Source organism: Pseudomonas vranovensis DSM 16006 (genome assembly GCF_000425805.1).
Taxonomy (GTDB): domain Bacteria; phylum Pseudomonadota; class Gammaproteobacteria; order Pseudomonadales; family Pseudomonadaceae; genus Aquipseudomonas; species Aquipseudomonas vranovensis.
This window is the reverse complement of sequence record NZ_AUED01000002.1, coordinates 69,308-84,352: the sequence shown is the minus strand read 5'-3', so window position 1 is coordinate 84,352 and position 15,045 is coordinate 69,308. Positions and strand designations below refer to the sequence as shown.

Annotated in this window: 14 protein-coding genes; 11 read left to right on the top strand and 3 right to left on the bottom strand. The window is 62.1% G+C overall.

The window, feature by feature from the left end:
• Nucleotides 1-23: 23 nt before the first annotated feature.
• Both H621_RS0104385 and H621_RS0104380 read right to left on the bottom strand, forming a co-directional pair.
• Nucleotides 24-788 (bottom strand): TOBE domain-containing protein, encoded by a 765-nt coding sequence (locus tag H621_RS0104385; RefSeq protein ID WP_028942191.1) that lies wholly within the window; start codon nucleotides 786-788, stop codon nucleotides 24-26.
• Between the two features lie 61 nt (nucleotides 789-849).
• Nucleotides 850-1,587, bottom strand: coding sequence for a ComFC family protein (locus tag H621_RS0104380; protein WP_028942190.1), 738 nt, complete (start codon nucleotides 1,585-1,587; stop codon nucleotides 850-852).
• Between the two features lie 88 nt (nucleotides 1,588-1,675).
• On the opposite strand from H621_RS0104380, the gene bioB reads away from it, so the two are divergent.
• The 9 genes from bioB (at nucleotide 1,676) to H621_RS0104335 (ending at nucleotide 12,046) form a co-directional block, all read left to right on the top strand.
• Nucleotides 1,676-2,734 (top strand): biotin synthase BioB, encoded by a 1,059-nt coding sequence (gene bioB / locus H621_RS0104375; RefSeq protein WP_028942189.1) that lies wholly within the window; start codon nucleotides 1,676-1,678, stop codon nucleotides 2,732-2,734.
• A 7-nt stretch (nucleotides 2,735-2,741) separates the two neighbouring features.
• Nucleotides 2,742-3,914 (top strand): 8-amino-7-oxononanoate synthase, encoded by a 1,173-nt coding sequence (bioF, locus tag H621_RS0104370; protein WP_028942188.1) that lies wholly within the window; start codon nucleotides 2,742-2,744, stop codon nucleotides 3,912-3,914.
• A complete protein-coding gene (locus H621_RS0104365) occupies nucleotides 3,907-4,638 on the top strand; it encodes an alpha/beta fold hydrolase (RefSeq protein WP_028942187.1) in 732 nt (243 codons plus the stop codon). The genes bioF and H621_RS0104365 overlap by 8 nt, the downstream gene beginning before the upstream one ends.
• Nucleotides 4,631-5,455: a malonyl-ACP O-methyltransferase BioC gene (gene bioC / locus H621_RS0104360; RefSeq protein WP_028942186.1), complete on the top strand. Its 825-nt coding sequence runs from the start codon at nucleotides 4,631-4,633 to the stop codon at nucleotides 5,453-5,455. Before H621_RS0104365 ends, bioC begins: the two co-directional genes overlap by 8 nt.
• Nucleotide 5,456: 1 nt before the next feature.
• The gene (gene bioD / locus H621_RS0104355; RefSeq protein ID WP_028942185.1) at nucleotides 5,457-6,137 is read left to right on the top strand and encodes a dethiobiotin synthase; all 681 of its coding nucleotides are present in this window, start codon (nucleotides 5,457-5,459) and stop codon (nucleotides 6,135-6,137) included.
• Between the two features lie 107 nt (nucleotides 6,138-6,244).
• Nucleotides 6,245-6,541 carry a hypothetical protein gene (locus H621_RS0104350; RefSeq protein ID WP_028942184.1) on the top strand — a complete coding sequence of 99 codons (297 nt, stop codon included), beginning with the start codon at nucleotides 6,245-6,247 and terminating at the stop codon, nucleotides 6,539-6,541.
• 267 nt (nucleotides 6,542-6,808) lie between these two features.
• Entirely contained in the window at nucleotides 6,809-8,614 is a 1,806-nt protein-coding gene (locus H621_RS0104345; protein WP_028942183.1) for a phenylacyl-CoA dehydrogenase, read from the top strand.
• A 246-nt stretch (nucleotides 8,615-8,860) separates the two neighbouring features.
• Nucleotides 8,861-10,144: a GGDEF domain-containing protein gene (locus H621_RS0104340; RefSeq protein WP_028942182.1), complete on the top strand. Its 1,284-nt coding sequence runs from the start codon at nucleotides 8,861-8,863 to the stop codon at nucleotides 10,142-10,144.
• 123 nt (nucleotides 10,145-10,267) lie between these two features.
• Nucleotides 10,268-12,046: an acyl-CoA dehydrogenase C-terminal domain-containing protein gene (locus tag H621_RS0104335; protein ID WP_028942181.1), complete on the top strand. Its 1,779-nt coding sequence runs from the start codon at nucleotides 10,268-10,270 to the stop codon at nucleotides 12,044-12,046.
• Nucleotides 12,047-12,285: 239 nt separating this feature from the next.
• On the opposite strand, the gene H621_RS0104330 is transcribed toward H621_RS0104335, so the two are convergent.
• Nucleotides 12,286-13,209, bottom strand: coding sequence for a LysR family transcriptional regulator (locus H621_RS0104330; RefSeq protein ID WP_028942180.1), 924 nt, complete (start codon nucleotides 13,207-13,209; stop codon nucleotides 12,286-12,288).
• Between the two features lie 203 nt (nucleotides 13,210-13,412).
• Between H621_RS0104330 and H621_RS0104325 the strand changes: the two genes are divergently transcribed.
• Both H621_RS0104325 and H621_RS27935 read left to right on the top strand, forming a co-directional pair.
• A complete protein-coding gene (locus H621_RS0104325) occupies nucleotides 13,413-14,693 on the top strand; it encodes an aspartate aminotransferase family protein (protein WP_028942179.1) in 1,281 nt (426 codons plus the stop codon).
• Nucleotides 14,694-14,854: 161 nt separating this feature from the next.
• Entirely contained in the window at nucleotides 14,855-15,013 is a 159-nt protein-coding gene (locus H621_RS27935; RefSeq protein ID WP_003177654.1) for a YqaE/Pmp3 family membrane protein, read from the top strand.
• Nucleotides 15,014-15,045 lie beyond the last annotated feature (32 nt).

The following is a 15,045-nucleotide window of genomic DNA, read 5'->3' as shown; positions in this document are numbered from 1 at the left end:
TTGTGACGGTTTTGTGTCGGTTTTTACAACGGTGTGCCGATGAGCACATAGGACGGCTGGAACTGGACGCGGATTCCGCTGCCGGCAACAACGCCACGGGCTTTGAGCCAGGCGGGTTCGGCAAAGGTACACAGGGTCTGGCCGTTGCACAGCGTCAGGCGGACTTCGCTGGGGTCGGGCGCGTTGTCGAGCAGTTCCTCGACCGTGGCCTGCAGGCAGTTGTAGCCCTCCAAAGGTGGCTCCTGCGGACTGAGCAGGCTCAGCCAGCCGGCTTTGATCAAGGCCACCACGGTGGTGCCCGGGGTCAGTTCCAGGCGCTGGGTACTGTCGCGGGTGATCAGCGCATCGATGCTCAAGTCGCCCGCCAGGGCCAGGGTGATCCGGTCGTAATGCCCTTGTGCCTCGATGGCGCTGACTCGGCCATGCAACTGGTTCCGGGCACTGGTGCGCAGCATCAGGCGGCCCAGCAGGTCGAGGTCGCTGGCGTCTTCTGCGGCCTCCAGGATCTGAGTCTGCAGGGCTTGCAAGTGCTGGTACAGGCGCAGTACCCGTTGACCCTCCTGGGACAGTTTTGCCCCGCCGCCACCACGGCCACCCACGCTGCGTTCCACCAGCGGTTTGGCGGCCAGGTTGTTGAGCTCGTCAATAGCATCCCAGGCCGCTTTGTAACTCATCCCGGCGCTTTTTGCGGCACGGGTGATCGAGCCTTGTTCGGCGATGTGCTGCAGCAACGCAATACGTTGCGGGCGGCGAACGATGTGCTGGGTGAGCAGGGCGGGCAAGGACATGAGTGATGGCAGGCATACAGGAATTGTCGAGGGTGAAAAGTGCCCGCACCCTGGCGGCAAGTCAAGCGCTGCCGGGCTTGGCCGTGCGCGCCAGGCAATAGACATCGACCCGCCGGGCACCGGCCTTGAGCAGCAGGCTGGCCAGGGTCTGGGCAGTGGCACCGGTGGTCAGCACATCGTCGATCAAGGCCAGGTGGCGGCCTTCGATGGTATGGGCATTGGTGACGATAAAGGCCTGGCGCAGGTTGCGCTTGCGTGCCCGGGCTTTCAAGCCTTGCTGCGCCGGCGTATCGAGCAGGCGCTTGAGCACTTGCTCATTGGAAACGATGCCGGTGTGACCGCTCAGCCAACTCGCCAGCATCGCCGCCTGGTTGTAGCCGCGCTGGCGCAAACGGCGCGGGGCCAGGGGCACGGGTATCAACAACGCCGGACGTGGCAGGCCTTCGCTGTAGCGATGGCACAACCAGCGGCCGAGCAACTGGGCCAGCAGATGCCCCATTGGCCATTGGCTGTTGTATTTGAAGCGGCTGATCAGCGTATCCAGTGGAAAGCCGTAATGCCAGGGGGCTTCGACCCTGAAGAAGGCCGGTGCGCGGCGGCGGCATTGGGCACAGGTCAGGCCTTGCATCGGCAAGGGCAGGGCGCAGACCTGGCAACCGTCCTGCAGCCAGGGCAGCTCGGCCTCACAGGCGACACACAGCGGGTAGGGCTGTTCGGCGGGGTCATTGCAGAGCAAACAGAGATGGTTACTATTTAACCACTTGTAAACCATGCGTTTGAGTCGTGGTTGACAGCGCATCAGGCTTCCTTAACTATGCGAACTATCCGTGATGCGCTGGCGGGCTTCCTGTACCGGCGCCAGACAAAGCCTAAACAAGGAACCGCCGATGAGCGCCAGTACAACTGCAACAACACGTCACGACTGGACCCTGGCCGAGGTCAAGGCGCTGTTCCAGCAACCGTTCAACGATCTGCTGTTCCAGGCGCAAACCGTGCATCGCGCGCACTTCGACGCCAACCGCGTCCAGGTCTCCACCCTGCTGTCGATCAAGACCGGCGCCTGCCCGGAAGATTGCAAATATTGTCCACAGTCCGGCCACTACAACACCGGACTGGAAAAGCAGAAGCTGATGGAAGTGCAGAAAGTCCTTGAAGAGGCGGCCCGGGCCAAGGCCATCGGCTCGACCCGTTTCTGCATGGGCGCAGCCTGGAAGCATCCGTCGGCCAAAGACATGCCTTACGTACTGCAGATGGTCAAAGGGGTCAAGGCCATGGGCCTGGAAACCTGCATGACCCTGGGCAAGCTCGACCAGGAGCAGACCCAGGCCCTGGCCGAAGCCGGGCTGGACTACTACAACCACAACCTCGACACCTCGCCAGAGTTCTACGGCAGCATCATCACCACCCGCACCTACGGCGAGCGCCTGCAGACCCTGGCCTATGTGCGCGATGCAGGCATGAAGATCTGCTCGGGCGGGATCCTCGGCATGGGCGAGTCGCTGGATGACCGCGCCGGCCTGCTGATCCAGCTGGCCAACCTGCCGGAGCATCCGGAGTCGGTGCCGATCAACATGCTGGTGAAGGTCGCCGGTACGCCGCTGGAAAATGCCGAGGAGGTCGACCCGTTCGACTTTATCCGCATGCTTGCCGTCGCTCGCATCCTGATGCCGAAATCCCATGTGCGTCTGTCTGCCGGCCGTGAGGCGATGAACGAGCAGATGCAGGCATTGGCCTTCTTCGCCGGCGCCAACTCGATTTTCTACGGTGAAAAACTGCTGACCACCGCCAACCCCCAGGCTGACAAAGACATGCAGTTGTTCGCCCGCCTGGGCATCCAGCCTGAAGCCCGCGAAGAGCATGCCGACGAAGTGCATCAGGCCGCCATCGAACAGGCCCTGATCGAGCAGAAGAGCACCGATCTGTTCTACAACGCTGCCTCGGCCTGAGGCGGTCATGGCCTTTGATCTTCGCGCGCGGCTGGAGCAACGCCGCGCCGCTGACCTGTACCGTCAGCGTCCTCTACTGCAAAGCCCGCAAGGCCCGCATGTGGTGGTCGATGGCCAGCCGTTGCTGGCGTTCTGCAGCAACGATTACCTGGGGCTGGCCAATCATCCCGAGGTGGTCGCCGCCTGGCGTGCCGGCGCCGAACGCTGGGGGGTAGGCGGCGGTGCCTCTCACCTGGTGATCGGCCACAGCACTCCACATCACGAGGTGGAAGAAGCGCTGGCCGAACTGACCGGCCGGCCGCGCGCGCTGCTGTTCACCACTGGCTACATGGCCAACCTGGGTGCTGTGACAGCACTGGTCGGCCAAGGCGACACGGTGCTGCAGGATCGTCTCAATCACGCCTCGTTGCTCGATGCCGGGCTGCTCAGTGGGGCGCGCTTCAATCGCTATCTGCATAACGACCCGACCAGCCTGGCCAACCGCCTGGGCAAGGCGGTGGGCAACACCCTGGTGGTCACCGACGGGGTGTTCAGCATGGACGGCGACATCGCCGACCTGCCGGCGCTGGCGGCCACGGCCACGGCCCGTGACGCCTGGTTGATGGTTGACGATGCCCACGGCTTTGGCACCCTGGGCCGCAATGGCGGCGGGGTCGTCGAGCATTTCGGCTTGAACCACGAACAGGTGCCGGTGCTGATAGGTACATTGGGCAAGGCGTGTGGCACTGCCGGTGCATTCGTCGCGGGCAGCGAAGCGTTGATCGAGTGCCTGATCCAGTTCGCCCGTCCCTACATCTATACCACCAGCCAGCCCCCGGCCCTCGCGTGCGCCACCTTGCGCAGCCTACAACTGCTGCGCAGCGAGCATTGGCGGCGTGAGCACCTGGCCGCGTTGATCCAGCAGTTTCGCAGCGGTGCCGAGCAGATCGGCCTGCAGTTGATGGACAGCTTCACGCCGATCCAGCCGATCCTGATTGGCGACAGCGCCCGGGCCTTGCGCCTGTCGCAGATGCTGCGCGAGCGCGGTTTGCTGGTGTCCGCGATTCGCCCGCCGACCGTACCGGCGGGCAGTGCGCGCCTGCGGGTTACCTTGAGCGCGGCGCACAGTGAGGCGCAGGTGCAGCTATTGTTGGATGCATTGGCTGACTGTTATCCGCTGCTGGAGCCTGCTGATGCGTAATCACCTGATTCTGTTGCCAGGCTGGGGCCTGGGTAGTTCTGCCTTGCAGCCTTTGGTGGCCACCCTGCGGGCAATTGACCCGGGATTGCAGGTGGAGATTCAGGCGCTGCCGAGCCTTGCCTCCCATGAGCCGAAAGACTGGCTCGACCGGCTGGACCGCCAGTTGCCACGCCATGTCTGGCTGGGGGGCTGGTCGCTGGGCGGCATGCTCGCCGCCGAACTGGCCGCACGGCGTGGCGATGATTGCCGCGGCTTGATCACCCTGGGCAGCAACCTCAGTTTTGTCAGCCGCCCGGACTGGCCTCATGGCATGGCTGTAGATACGTTCCAGACCTTCCTTGAAGGTTGTCGCTATCACACCCAGGTCACCCTAAAGCGCTTCGTGTCGCTGTGCAGCCAGGGGGCAGAAGCGCCACGCAGCCTGGTGCGCCTGCTCGGCGCCAGCCTGCCGGAGCCTGCGCCAGAGCTGTTGGTGGCCGGCCTCGAGGTGCTCGGCAAGCTCGATACCCGGGCCGCGTTGCAAGCCTACGGCGGCCCACAACTACACCTGTTTGCCGGGCGCGACGGTCTGGTGCCGGCCGAGGTTGCCGGGGTGTTGCTGGAAGAACTGCCCGACGTGGAAGTCGGGTTGCTGGAAGACAGTGCTCATGGTTTTGTGATGGAAACACCTCATGAGTTGGCGGCGGCAATCAAGGCCTTTGTACATGAGAGTGGCGATGACTGATCTTTCCCAACCGAGCTTGCCCGGTGCACTGCCTGACAAGCGTCAGGTGGCGGCCTCGTTTTCCCGTGCTGCAGCCAGCTACGACAGCGTCGCAGACTTGCAACGGGCGGTGGGCAACCGGCTGCTTGAGCAGTTGCCCAATGCCCTCGAACCCCGGCAATGGCTGGATCTGGGTAGCGGCACGGGCTGTTTCAGCCGCGCCTTGCAGCACCGCTTCCCACAGGCAAGCGGCATTGCGGTGGACATCGCCGAAGGCATGCTGCAGTACGCACGAACTCTGGGCGGGGCGCACTACCATGTGGCCGGCGATGCCGAGCGCCTGCCGTTGCGCGATGCGGGGGTCGAGCTGATCTTCACCAGCCTCGCAGTGCAGTGGTGTTCAGACTTTCGTGCTGTGCTTGCCGAGGCTCATCGAGCCTTGCGGCCGGGCGGCGTGCTGGCGTTTGCCAGCCTGTGCGTTGGCACTCTGCATGAGCTGCGCGCGAGTTGGCAGGCGGTGGACGGGTTGGTGCATGTGAACCGATTTCGGCAAATGGCGGACTATCAGCGGTTGTGTGCCGAGAGCGAGTTGCAGGTGCTGAGCCTGGAGACCCGGCCCCATGTGCTGTACTACCCCGACCTGCGCAGCCTTACCCACGAACTCAAGGCGCTGGGTGCGCACAACCTCAACCCCGGGCGTCCTGCCGGTTTGACCGGACGGGCGCGCATGCAGGGTTTACTGCTGGCCTACGAACAATTTCGTCAGGCGCAAGGGCTGCCCGCCACCTATCAAGTGGTCTACGGTGTACTGCAAAAGCCGTTGCTAGAAGGGGAGTGAGATGAGCCCAGCCTATTTCATCGCAGGCACCGACACCGATGTCGGCAAGACCACAATTGCCGCTGGGTTGCTGTATGCGGCGCAACAAGCGGGCTTGAGTACCCTGGGAGCGAAGCCGGTGGCGTCGGGGTGCACTGTCACGCCGAAGGGGCTGCGCAATGACGATGCTCTGGCATTGATTGCGCAGAGTTCGCTCAAGCTGCCGTATGCACAGGTCAATCCCTTCGCCTTCGAGCCTGCCATCGCGCCACACCTGGCAGCCCGTGAAGCGGGGGTGGCGTTGAGTGTGCAAGCGCTGTTGGCGCCCATGCGCCAGATTCTGGAGCAGGGCGCGGACTTCACATTGATTGAGGGGGCCGGGGGCTGGCGTGTGCCGTTGTCGGGCCAGGCCAATCTGTCGGACCTGGCTATTGCCTTGAGGCTGCCGGTGATTCTGGTGGTAGGCGTGCGCCTGGGGTGCATCAACCATGCATTGCTCAGCGCCGAGGCCATCGCCCGTGATGGTTTGCAACTGGCCGGTTGGGTGGCCAATATCGTCGATCCGCGTACTTCACGCCTGGAAGAAAACCTCGCCAGCCTTGCCGAGCGTCTGCCGGCACCGTGCCTTGGGCGGGTGCCAAAACTCAAACAGGCTTCGGCAGAGTGGGTAGCCGAGCACCTGCAACTGGACTTGCTGGACTAGCCTGTGTCTATCGGGTGGCTACATGCCATTACTGATTTCAACGGGCCTTTTGCCGCGAGGTTTGCTTCAATGGAGGCTGTTCGCCTTCAGCGACAGGGAGTTTTGACATGGAAATCTCGGGCAGCTCAGTGTTTTATGCCGGCCTTGGCGCGATGCAGGCCGGGCATCAGCGCGTCGATCAAGCCGCCAGCCAGATCGCCAACACCAGCGTAGAGCGTTCCGCCACCAGCCAGTCCAGCGACTATCAGGCCGAGCGTCTGCGCGCAGTCGATCGCAGCCAGCAGATGGACCTGGCCACCAGCAATGTGGAAATGGCCCTGGGCAAGCACCAAGCCGAATTAGGTGTCAAATTGGCCAAAGCATCGGACGAAATGCTCGGCACGCTGATCGACACCTACGCCTGACCCTCCCGCCGCCCGTGCTGCGCGGCTTCAACTAATCTTTGAGTATCAGTGCCATGGCCTTGCAGGCAGGCGCTCGGCTGGCTGTTTGGTGCATTTTTTACACGACGATCGCGCAGTCTGGCATGGCAGAACTGCCCTCTGGTTGATGCTTGACAAGTTTTCGGCGTAAACGTATGTTTCAAACAACTGTTTGACCGAAAGCCGCCTAGAGCTGGTCGGTATATCGCGGTCTCCCTATCCAGGATTCATCAGCCGAGGTTCATCGCTATGCCTGATTACAAAGCCCCCTTGCGTGATATTCGCTTCGTTCGTGACGAGCTGCTCGGCTACGAAGCGCACTATCAGAGCCTGCCGGCTTGCCAGGACGCCACTCCAGACATGGTTAATGCCATCCTCGAGGAAGGCGCCAAGTTTTGTGAACAGGTACTGGCTCCGCTGAACCGAGTGGGCGACCTGGAAGGCTGCACCTGGAGCGAGTCGGGCGTTAAGACCCCGACCGGTTTCAAGGAAGCCTACAAGCAGTTCGTCGAAGGCGGCTGGCCAAGCCTGGCCCATGACGTCGATCACGGCGGTCAGGGTCTGCCTGAGTCGCTGGGCCTGGCAGTCAGCGAAATGGTCGGTGAGTCGAACTGGTCGTGGGGCATGTACCCTGGCCTGTCCCATGGCGCAATGAACACCATCTCCGAGCACGGCACCGCCGAGCAGCAAGAGACCTACCTGACCAAGCTGGTATCCGGCGAGTGGACCGGCACCATGTGCCTGACCGAGCCGCATTGCGGTACCGACCTGGGCATGCTGCGCACCAAGGCCGAACCTCAGGCCGACGGTTCCTACAAAGTCACCGGCACCAAGATCTTCATCTCGGCCGGTGAGCACGACATGGCCGACAACATCGTCCACATCGTGCTGGCCCGCCTGCCCGATGCTCCGGCCGGCACCAAAGGTATCTCCCTGTTCATCGTGCCGAAGTTCATGCCGACTGCCGAAGGCACCGTGGGCGAACGCAACGCGGTATCCTGTGGCTCCATCGAACACAAGATGGGCATCCACGGCAACGCAACCTGCGTGATGAACTTCGACGCGGCTACCGGCTACCTGATCGGCCCGGCCAACAAAGGCCTGAACTGCATGTTCACCTTCATGAACACCGCTCGCCTGGGTACCGCGCTGCAAGGCCTGGCCCACGCCGAAGTGGCGTTCCAGGGTGGCCTGAAATACGCCCGCGACCGTCTGCAAATGCGTTCGCTCACCGGCCCGAAAGCACCGGACAAAGCCGCCGACCCGATCATCGTTCACCCTGATGTACGTCGTATGCTGCTGACCATGAAGGCGTTCGCCGAAGGCAACCGCGCCATGGTCTACTTCACTGCCAAGCAGGTCGACATCGTCAAATACAGCCAGGACGAAGAAGAGAAGAAAAAAGCCGACGCACTGCTGGCTTTCATGACTCCGATCGCCAAGGCCTTCATGACTGAAGTCGGCTTCGAAGCGGCCAACCACGGCGTACAGATCTATGGCGGCCACGGTTTCATCGCCGAGTGGGGCATGGAACAGAACGTTCGCGACAGCCGTATCTCCATGCTGTACGAAGGCACCACCGGCATCCAGGCGCTGGACCTGCTCGGCCGTAAAGTGCTGATGACCCAGGGCGAAGCGCTCAAGGGCTTCACCAAGATCGTGCACAAGTTCTGCCAGGGCAATGAAGGCAACGAAGCCATCAGTGAGTTCGTTGCGCCACTGGCTCAACTGAACAAAGAATGGGGCGAGCTGACCATGAAGGTCGGTATGGCTGCGATGAAAGACCGCGAAGAAGTCGGTGCCGCCTCGGTGGACTACCTGATGTACTCCGGCTACGCCTGCCTGGCCTACTTCTGGGCCGACATGGCACGCCTGGCTGCCGAGAAACTGGCTGCCGGCACCAGCGAAGAAGCCTTCTACACCGCCAAGCTGCAGACCGCGCGCTTCTACTTCCAGCGCATTCTGCCGCGTACTCGCACTCACGTAGCAACCATGCTGTCGGGTGCCAACAACCTGATGGACATGAACGAAGAGCACTTCGGTCTCTCGTACTGAGTCACAACGCTGTAGCGAAAACGCCTGCCCTCACCGGCAGGCGTTTTTTTTGCGTGGTGTGGGAGCAACTGTCCAGAACCACGGCCAGCTGGGGGTAGGCTTGCCCCGCGATTGCAGTTCGCCTGGCATACCAGATCGAGGGGCAAGCCCGCTCCTGCTCCGACAATGGCGCTCATCTATTCATGAGCGCTGCCGACACATTAAAGGCACAATGCCATTATTGATCTGCCGGGTCGGAGATTACCCTTGTTTCGTTTATCCGCTGTACGCCCGAGCCACTTCCTGCCATCCGTCTGTTTGCTGGTGTCGGGGCTCGCGGCCGCTTATGTGAGGGACCTCAGCGTCTTCTTCACGTCGCTGTTCAATGTCCTGCCTACCCTGGTTCTGTTGTTGGGCGGCGCCTACTGCGCGGTTTATCGCCGCCAGCGCGAACTGTTCCTGATGGTCACGGTGTACATCGCCTATTACCTGCTCGACACCCAGACCGATTTCTACCGTGACAACGGCCGGGTGCGTGAAGATGCTGCCGTGGTGTTCCACCTGGTCTGCCTGCTGTTACCCCTGATGTTCACGTTGTACGGCGCCTGGCAAGAACGTACGCACCTGTTCCAGGACATGATTGCGCGCTTCGCCGTATTGCTGGCGGTGGGCAGTGTGGCGCTGGGGCTGGAGCAGAGTTACCCGCAGGTACTGCTCGGCTGGCTGGCGGAGATTCGCTGGCCGTCGCTGCATGGCCAGTGGATGAGCCTGATCCAGTTGGCTTATCCAGTGTTCTTCATTGCCTTCGGGGTGTTGGTGGTGCAGTACCTGCGCGAGCCCAGGCCATTGCACGCCGCGCAGATCATCGGTCTGATCGGGGTTTTCTGGATGCTGCCGCAAACTTTCATCCTGCCGTTCACCCTGAACATCATGTGCAGCCAGGTGATGCTGATGATCGCCGCGGCGGTTTCTCATGAGGCTTATCAAATGGCCTTTCGCGATGAGCTGACCGGCCTGCCTGGTCGTCGTGCTCTCAACGAGCGCATGCAGCGCCTGGGCCGCAACTATGTGCTGGCGATGACCGACGTCGATCACTTCAAGAAATTCAATGACACCCACGGCCATGATGTGGGTGACCAGGTACTGCGGCTGGTGGCCAGCAAGCTGTCCAAGGTGACCGGTGGCGGTCGCGCCTACCGCTATGGCGGCGAGGAGTTTGCCCTGGTATTTGCCGGCAAGAGCATCGAGGAGTGCATGCCGCACCTGGAGGCGGTGCGCGAGGTAATTGCCAACTACAACATTCAACTGCGCAACCAGGACAGCCGGCCCCATGACGATCAGCAGGGGCGCCAGCGTCGCGGGGCGTCGGCGGCCTCCAGTGTGTCGGTGACGATCAGTATTGGCGTCAGCGAGCGCCTGGCGGATCACCGATCACCCGACGAAGTGCTCAAATCAGCCGACCAGGCGCTCTACAGCGCCAAGGGGGCCGGGCGCAACTGCGTTATGGCGTATGGGCACCAGGCCAAACGGGGCGCCGTGCGCACGGCGTGACCGGATGTGACTGATAGGTCGCTAGATGACCCTATGTCTCGCAAAAGTTGTTCGGGTACACTGGATTTCATAACAGTAAAACGGCCTTGCGAGGCCGTCCCGACACAAGTGTGAGAGGTTGCCATGGCTGACTATAAAGCGCCCCTGCGCGATATGCGCTTCGTCCTCAATGAAGTCTTCGAAGTCTCCAAGCTCTGGGCGCAATTGCCGGGCCTGGCCGAAGCCGTCGATGAAGAGACCGCCCTGGCGGTGCTGGAGGAGGCCGGAAAGGTCACTGGCAAGAGCATCGCGCCATTGAGCCGCAGCGGCGATGAAGAGGGCTGCCACTGGGACAACGGTGCAGTGCGCACTCCCGCGGGTTTCATCGACGCCTACAAGACCTACGCCGAAGGCGGTTGGGTGGGCGTAGGTGGTGACCCTGCCTACGGCGGCATGGGCATGCCCAAGGTGATTTCGGCCCAGGTCGAGGAAATGGTCAACTCCTCGAGCCTGGCCTTCGGCCTGTACCCAATGCTCACCGCCGGTGCCTGCCTCTCGATCAATGCCCACGCCAGCGATGAACTCAAGGAAACCTACCTGCCGAACATGTATGCCGGTGTCTGGGCCGGTTCCATGTGCCTGACCGAGCCGCACGCCGGTACAGACCTCGGGATCATCCGCACCAAGGCCGAACCTCAGGCTGACGGCAGCTACAAGGTCAGCGGTACCAAGATCTTCATCACCGGCGGTGAACACGACCTGACCGAGAACATCATTCACCTGGTGCTGGCCAAGCTGCCGGATGCCCCGGCGGGGCCGAAGGGCATCTCGCTGTTCCTGGTGCCCAAGTTCCTGGTCAACGCCGATGGCAGCCTGGGTGCTCGCAACCCGGCCAACTGCGGTTCTATCGAGCACAAGATGGGCATCCAGGCTTCGGCCACCTGTGTGATGAACTTCGATGAGGCCGTGGGCTACCTGGTCGGCGAAGCGAACAAAGGCCTGGCGGCGATGTTCACCATGATGAACTACGAGCGTCTTGGAGTAGGTATCCAGGGCCTGGCCTCGGCGGAGCGCTCCTACCAGAACGCGATCGAATACGCCCGAGACCGCCTGCAAAGCCGCGCACCGACGGGCCCGCAAGCCAAGGACAAGGTCGCCGACCCGATCATCGTTCACCCGGACGTGCGTCGCATGTTGCTGACCATGAAAGCGCTGAACGAGGGCGGTCGTGCGTTCTCCACCTATGTGGCCATGCAGTTGGACACCGCCAAATTCAGTGAAGACGCCACTACCCGCAAGCGCGCTGAAGACCTCGTCGCGCTGCTGACCCCGGTTTCCAAGGCTTTCCTTACCGACCTCGGCTTCGAGTCGGCGGTACACGGCCAGCAAGTGTTCGGCGGCCACGGCTACATTCGTGAGTGGGGCCAGGAGCAACTGGTGCGTGATGTGCGCATTACCCAGATCTACGAAGGCACCAACGGCATCCAGGCACTGGACCTGATGGGCCGCAAGGTGGTCGGTAGCGGTGGCGCGCTGTACAAGCTGTTCGCCGACGAGATTCGCCATTTCACCGCCAGTGCCGGTGCCGACCTGGAAGCATTTGTCAAACCGCTGAACGCCGCCCTGGACAACCTCGACGACCTGACCGCCTGGGTACTGGACCGGGCCAAGAACAACCCGAACGAAATCGGCGCTGCGTCGGTTGAGTACCTGCAGGTGTTCGGTTACACCGCTTATGCGTATATGTGGGCACTGATGGCCCGCACGGCGCTGGCCAAGCAGGGCGAGGATGATTTCTACGTCAGCAAGTTGGGCACTGCACGCTTCTACTTCGCCCGTTTGTTACCGCGAATCCACTCGCTCAGCGCCTCGGTAAAAGCCGGTAGCGAGTCGCTGTACCTGCTGGAGGCAGCCCAGTTCTAACGGAGGCTGGAGCTTGTAAGCTTTTTCCTACACAACGCGGTGACGTTTCGCCTCTATCGGAAGATTGGATCCACAGTTAATCTTCTTACATGGACGTCGCGCAGGAAGCGCACTGTACAGAACATGGACACGAAGGATTCCTGCCAGGGTGGCGGGGCGAAATGGATGTCAGGGAAACAGTCTGCAAAGCCCCGCTTCGGCGGGGTTTTCTTTTGCCCGAAGAAAAGTCCAAGGCACCTTCAGCCCAGCACATCCAGGGGTGACATCCCGAGCTGACGCGGATCGGCTTCCTCTTCCAGTAACGTACGCAGCAGCTCCACCGACGCCTGCTGGCGCTGCGCATCGCGAAACACCAGGCCGATCTTCAACGGCACCCGTGGTTCGCTCAATGGCTTCCAGAGCAGCTCCTGGTCATCCTCGACCACTTCCTTGGCCCGTCCCGGCAGCACCGTCGCCAGCGAGGTGTGCGCCAGGCTGTCGAGAATCCCGCCCATATTGTTCATCTCGGCCTGCACCTGCGGGCGCCGCCCGAGGTTGGCCAGTTGCGCCTGCCAGATCTGCCTTACCTGGAATTCTTCACCCAGTAACAGCATGGGTAGTTCAGCCGCCTGCTTGAGCGACACCTTCTTGAATTCACGCAGCGGGTGGGTATTGGGGATTACAAGCTGCAGTTCGTCTTCGTACAACAGCAGCCCATGCAGCCCCGGCTGGCGAGGGGGCAGGTAGCTGATGCCGATGTCCAGGCTGCCATTGAGCAAGCGTCGTTCAATCTCCAGGCCCGAGAGTTCGTAGATCTGCACCACCAGATGCGGCTGTGCCTTGCGCACCCGGTCCAGCAACTGTGGCACAAGGCTTGGGCGCACGGTCTGCAAAACACCGATGGCCAGGGTGCGCAGCGACTGGCCCTTGAAGTTGCGCAAGGCCTCGCGAGCCCGCTGCAAGCCGTCGAGCAAGGGCAGGGCATGGTTGTACAACGTGTGCGCGGCCAGGGTCGGCAGCAGGCGTTTGTTGCCGCGCTCGAACAGGCTCACATCCAGGCTGTGTTCGAGTTGGCGGATCTGTTGCGAGAGGGCCGGTTGCGACAATGACAGCCGCTCGGCAGCCCGGCCGACATGGCCCTCTTCATACACCGCGACGAAATAACGCAGTTGGCGAAAATCCATAAGAAATACTTATCAAAAATGCTCGAAAAACCAAATGGCCGTTAGCCTGCAAGAAGCCTAGTCTATCCCCTATTCACAAGGTTTACAGGGCCAGAAGGCGCGATGAATACCGTGTACGTTGAATGGCGGTTACATAGGAAAGGCAAAAAATCGTGGCAGGGCACATCTCGCCCGTTTTGCCTGACGCCGGAGGCGTTCCACCCATGAACCTTTTCAACTTGCGCCGCTCGGCGCAGGTCGTGGCTGAGCGCAAGGTTGTGCCTGTGGTTCGGCCGGCCAGCGACGACTTGTCTCGCGACTGCCTGATGCCGGCTATCGAACGTGCGCCCCAGGTATTCGTACGTGGCCAGGGCTCCTGGCTGTGGGACAGCGAAGGCCATGCCTACCTGGACTTCACCCAGGGCGGCGCAGTCAACAGCCTGGGCCACAGCCCCAGCGTGCTGGTCAAGGCCTTGAGCGGCCAGGCCCAGGCCTTGATCAATCCCGGTGCCGGCTTTCATAACCGTGGCTTGCTGACCCTGGTCAATCGCCTGTGCCAGAGCACCGGCAGCGACCAGGCCTACTTGCTCAACAGCGGTGCCGAGGCCTGCGAAGGGGCAATCAAGCTGGCACGCAAATGGGGCCAACTGCATCGCAACGGCGCCTACCACATCATTACCGCCAGCCAGAGTTGCCATGGCCGCAGCCTGGGGGCGCTGTCGGCCTCCGACCCATCGCCGTGCAACCGCTGCGAGCCAGGCCTGCCGGGCTTCAGCAAGGTGCCATTCAACGACCTCGACGCGCTGCATGCGGCGGTCGACTCGCGCACCGTGGCGATCATGCTGGAGCCGATCCAGGGAGAGGCCGGGGTAATTCCCGCCACGGCCGATTACCTCAAGGGTGTCGAGCGCCTGTGTCGCGAACTCGGGATCCTGTTGATTCTCGATGAAGTGCAGACCGGCGTTGGCCGCTGCGGTGCGCTGCTGGCCGAAGAAACCTATGGCGTGCGCGCCGACATCATCACCCTGGGCAAGGGCCTGGGTGGCGGCGTGCCGCTGGCGGCCTTGCTGGCGCGTGGCAGCGCCTGCTGCGCTGAGGCGGGTGAACTTGAGGGTAGTCATCACGGCAATGCGCTGATGAGTGCCGCAGGCCTTGCCGTGCTGCAAACCGTACTGGAACCGGGCTTTTTCGAGCAGGTTCGGGATTCCGGCCGGCATCTGCGCGATGGCTTGAGCCGCCTGGCCGGTCGTTATGCCCAGAACCAGGTACGCGGCCAGGGCCTGCTGTGGGCGTTGCAACTGAGCGAAGACAACGCCGCCGAGCTGGTGAAGGCCGCCCTGCAGGAAGGCTTGCTGCTCAATGCCCCGCAACCTGATGTGGTGCGCTTCTCGCCGGCACTCACGGTGAGCAAGGGCAACATCGACGAAATGCTCCTGCGCCTGGCCCGGGCCTTTGCCCGCGTGCACTCGGCGCAACAACACCAGCGGCGTGAAGCCACTGCCTGATTTCTCACGTTCAGTGAAGTAACCGAACCGTCTCGCGTTCCTGCGCATCGCCCCGGGCCTGAAGTTTTTGGCCCGGGGCGTTTTTTTATCCGCACATTGCCTGTTGAACCCCGACGCAGCGCTACAGTCAGTTGTTGTACATCATTCAAGGAAGCTGCCCCATGGACTTTATTCGCATCATCATCGCCATTCTGCTGCCGCCGCTGGGCGTATTCCTGCAGGTCGGCTTCGGCGGCGCCTTCTGGCTCAACATTCTGCTGACGCTGCTGGGATACATTCCGGGGATCGTGCATGCGGTGTACATCATCGCCAAGCGCTGAACCTATCGCGGGGCAAGCCCGCGCCTACCAGC

Coding starts and splice junctions, on each gene's coding strand:
- H621_RS0104385 (WP_028942191.1), bottom strand. CDS start 788: ATGTCCTTGCCCGCCCTGCTCACCCAGCACATCGTTCGCCGCCCGCAA.
- H621_RS0104380 (WP_028942190.1), bottom strand. CDS start 1,587: ATGCGCTGTCAACCACGACTCAAACGCATGGTTTACAAGTGGTTAAAT.
- bioB (WP_028942189.1), top strand. CDS start 1,676: ATGAGCGCCAGTACAACTGCAACAACACGTCACGACTGGACCCTGGCC.
- bioF (WP_028942188.1), top strand. CDS start 2,742: ATGGCCTTTGATCTTCGCGCGCGGCTGGAGCAACGCCGCGCCGCTGAC.
- H621_RS0104365 (WP_028942187.1), top strand. CDS start 3,907: ATGCGTAATCACCTGATTCTGTTGCCAGGCTGGGGCCTGGGTAGTTCT.
- bioC (WP_028942186.1), top strand. CDS start 4,631: ATGACTGATCTTTCCCAACCGAGCTTGCCCGGTGCACTGCCTGACAAG.
- bioD (WP_028942185.1), top strand. CDS start 5,457: ATGAGCCCAGCCTATTTCATCGCAGGCACCGACACCGATGTCGGCAAG.
- H621_RS0104350 (WP_028942184.1), top strand. CDS start 6,245: ATGGAAATCTCGGGCAGCTCAGTGTTTTATGCCGGCCTTGGCGCGATG.
- H621_RS0104345 (WP_028942183.1), top strand. CDS start 6,809: ATGCCTGATTACAAAGCCCCCTTGCGTGATATTCGCTTCGTTCGTGAC.
- H621_RS0104335 (WP_028942181.1), top strand. CDS start 10,268: ATGGCTGACTATAAAGCGCCCCTGCGCGATATGCGCTTCGTCCTCAAT.
- H621_RS0104330 (WP_028942180.1), bottom strand. CDS start 13,209: ATGGATTTTCGCCAACTGCGTTATTTCGTCGCGGTGTATGAAGAGGGC.
- H621_RS0104325 (WP_028942179.1), top strand. CDS start 13,413: ATGAACCTTTTCAACTTGCGCCGCTCGGCGCAGGTCGTGGCTGAGCGC.
- H621_RS27935 (WP_003177654.1), top strand. CDS start 14,855: ATGGACTTTATTCGCATCATCATCGCCATTCTGCTGCCGCCGCTGGGC.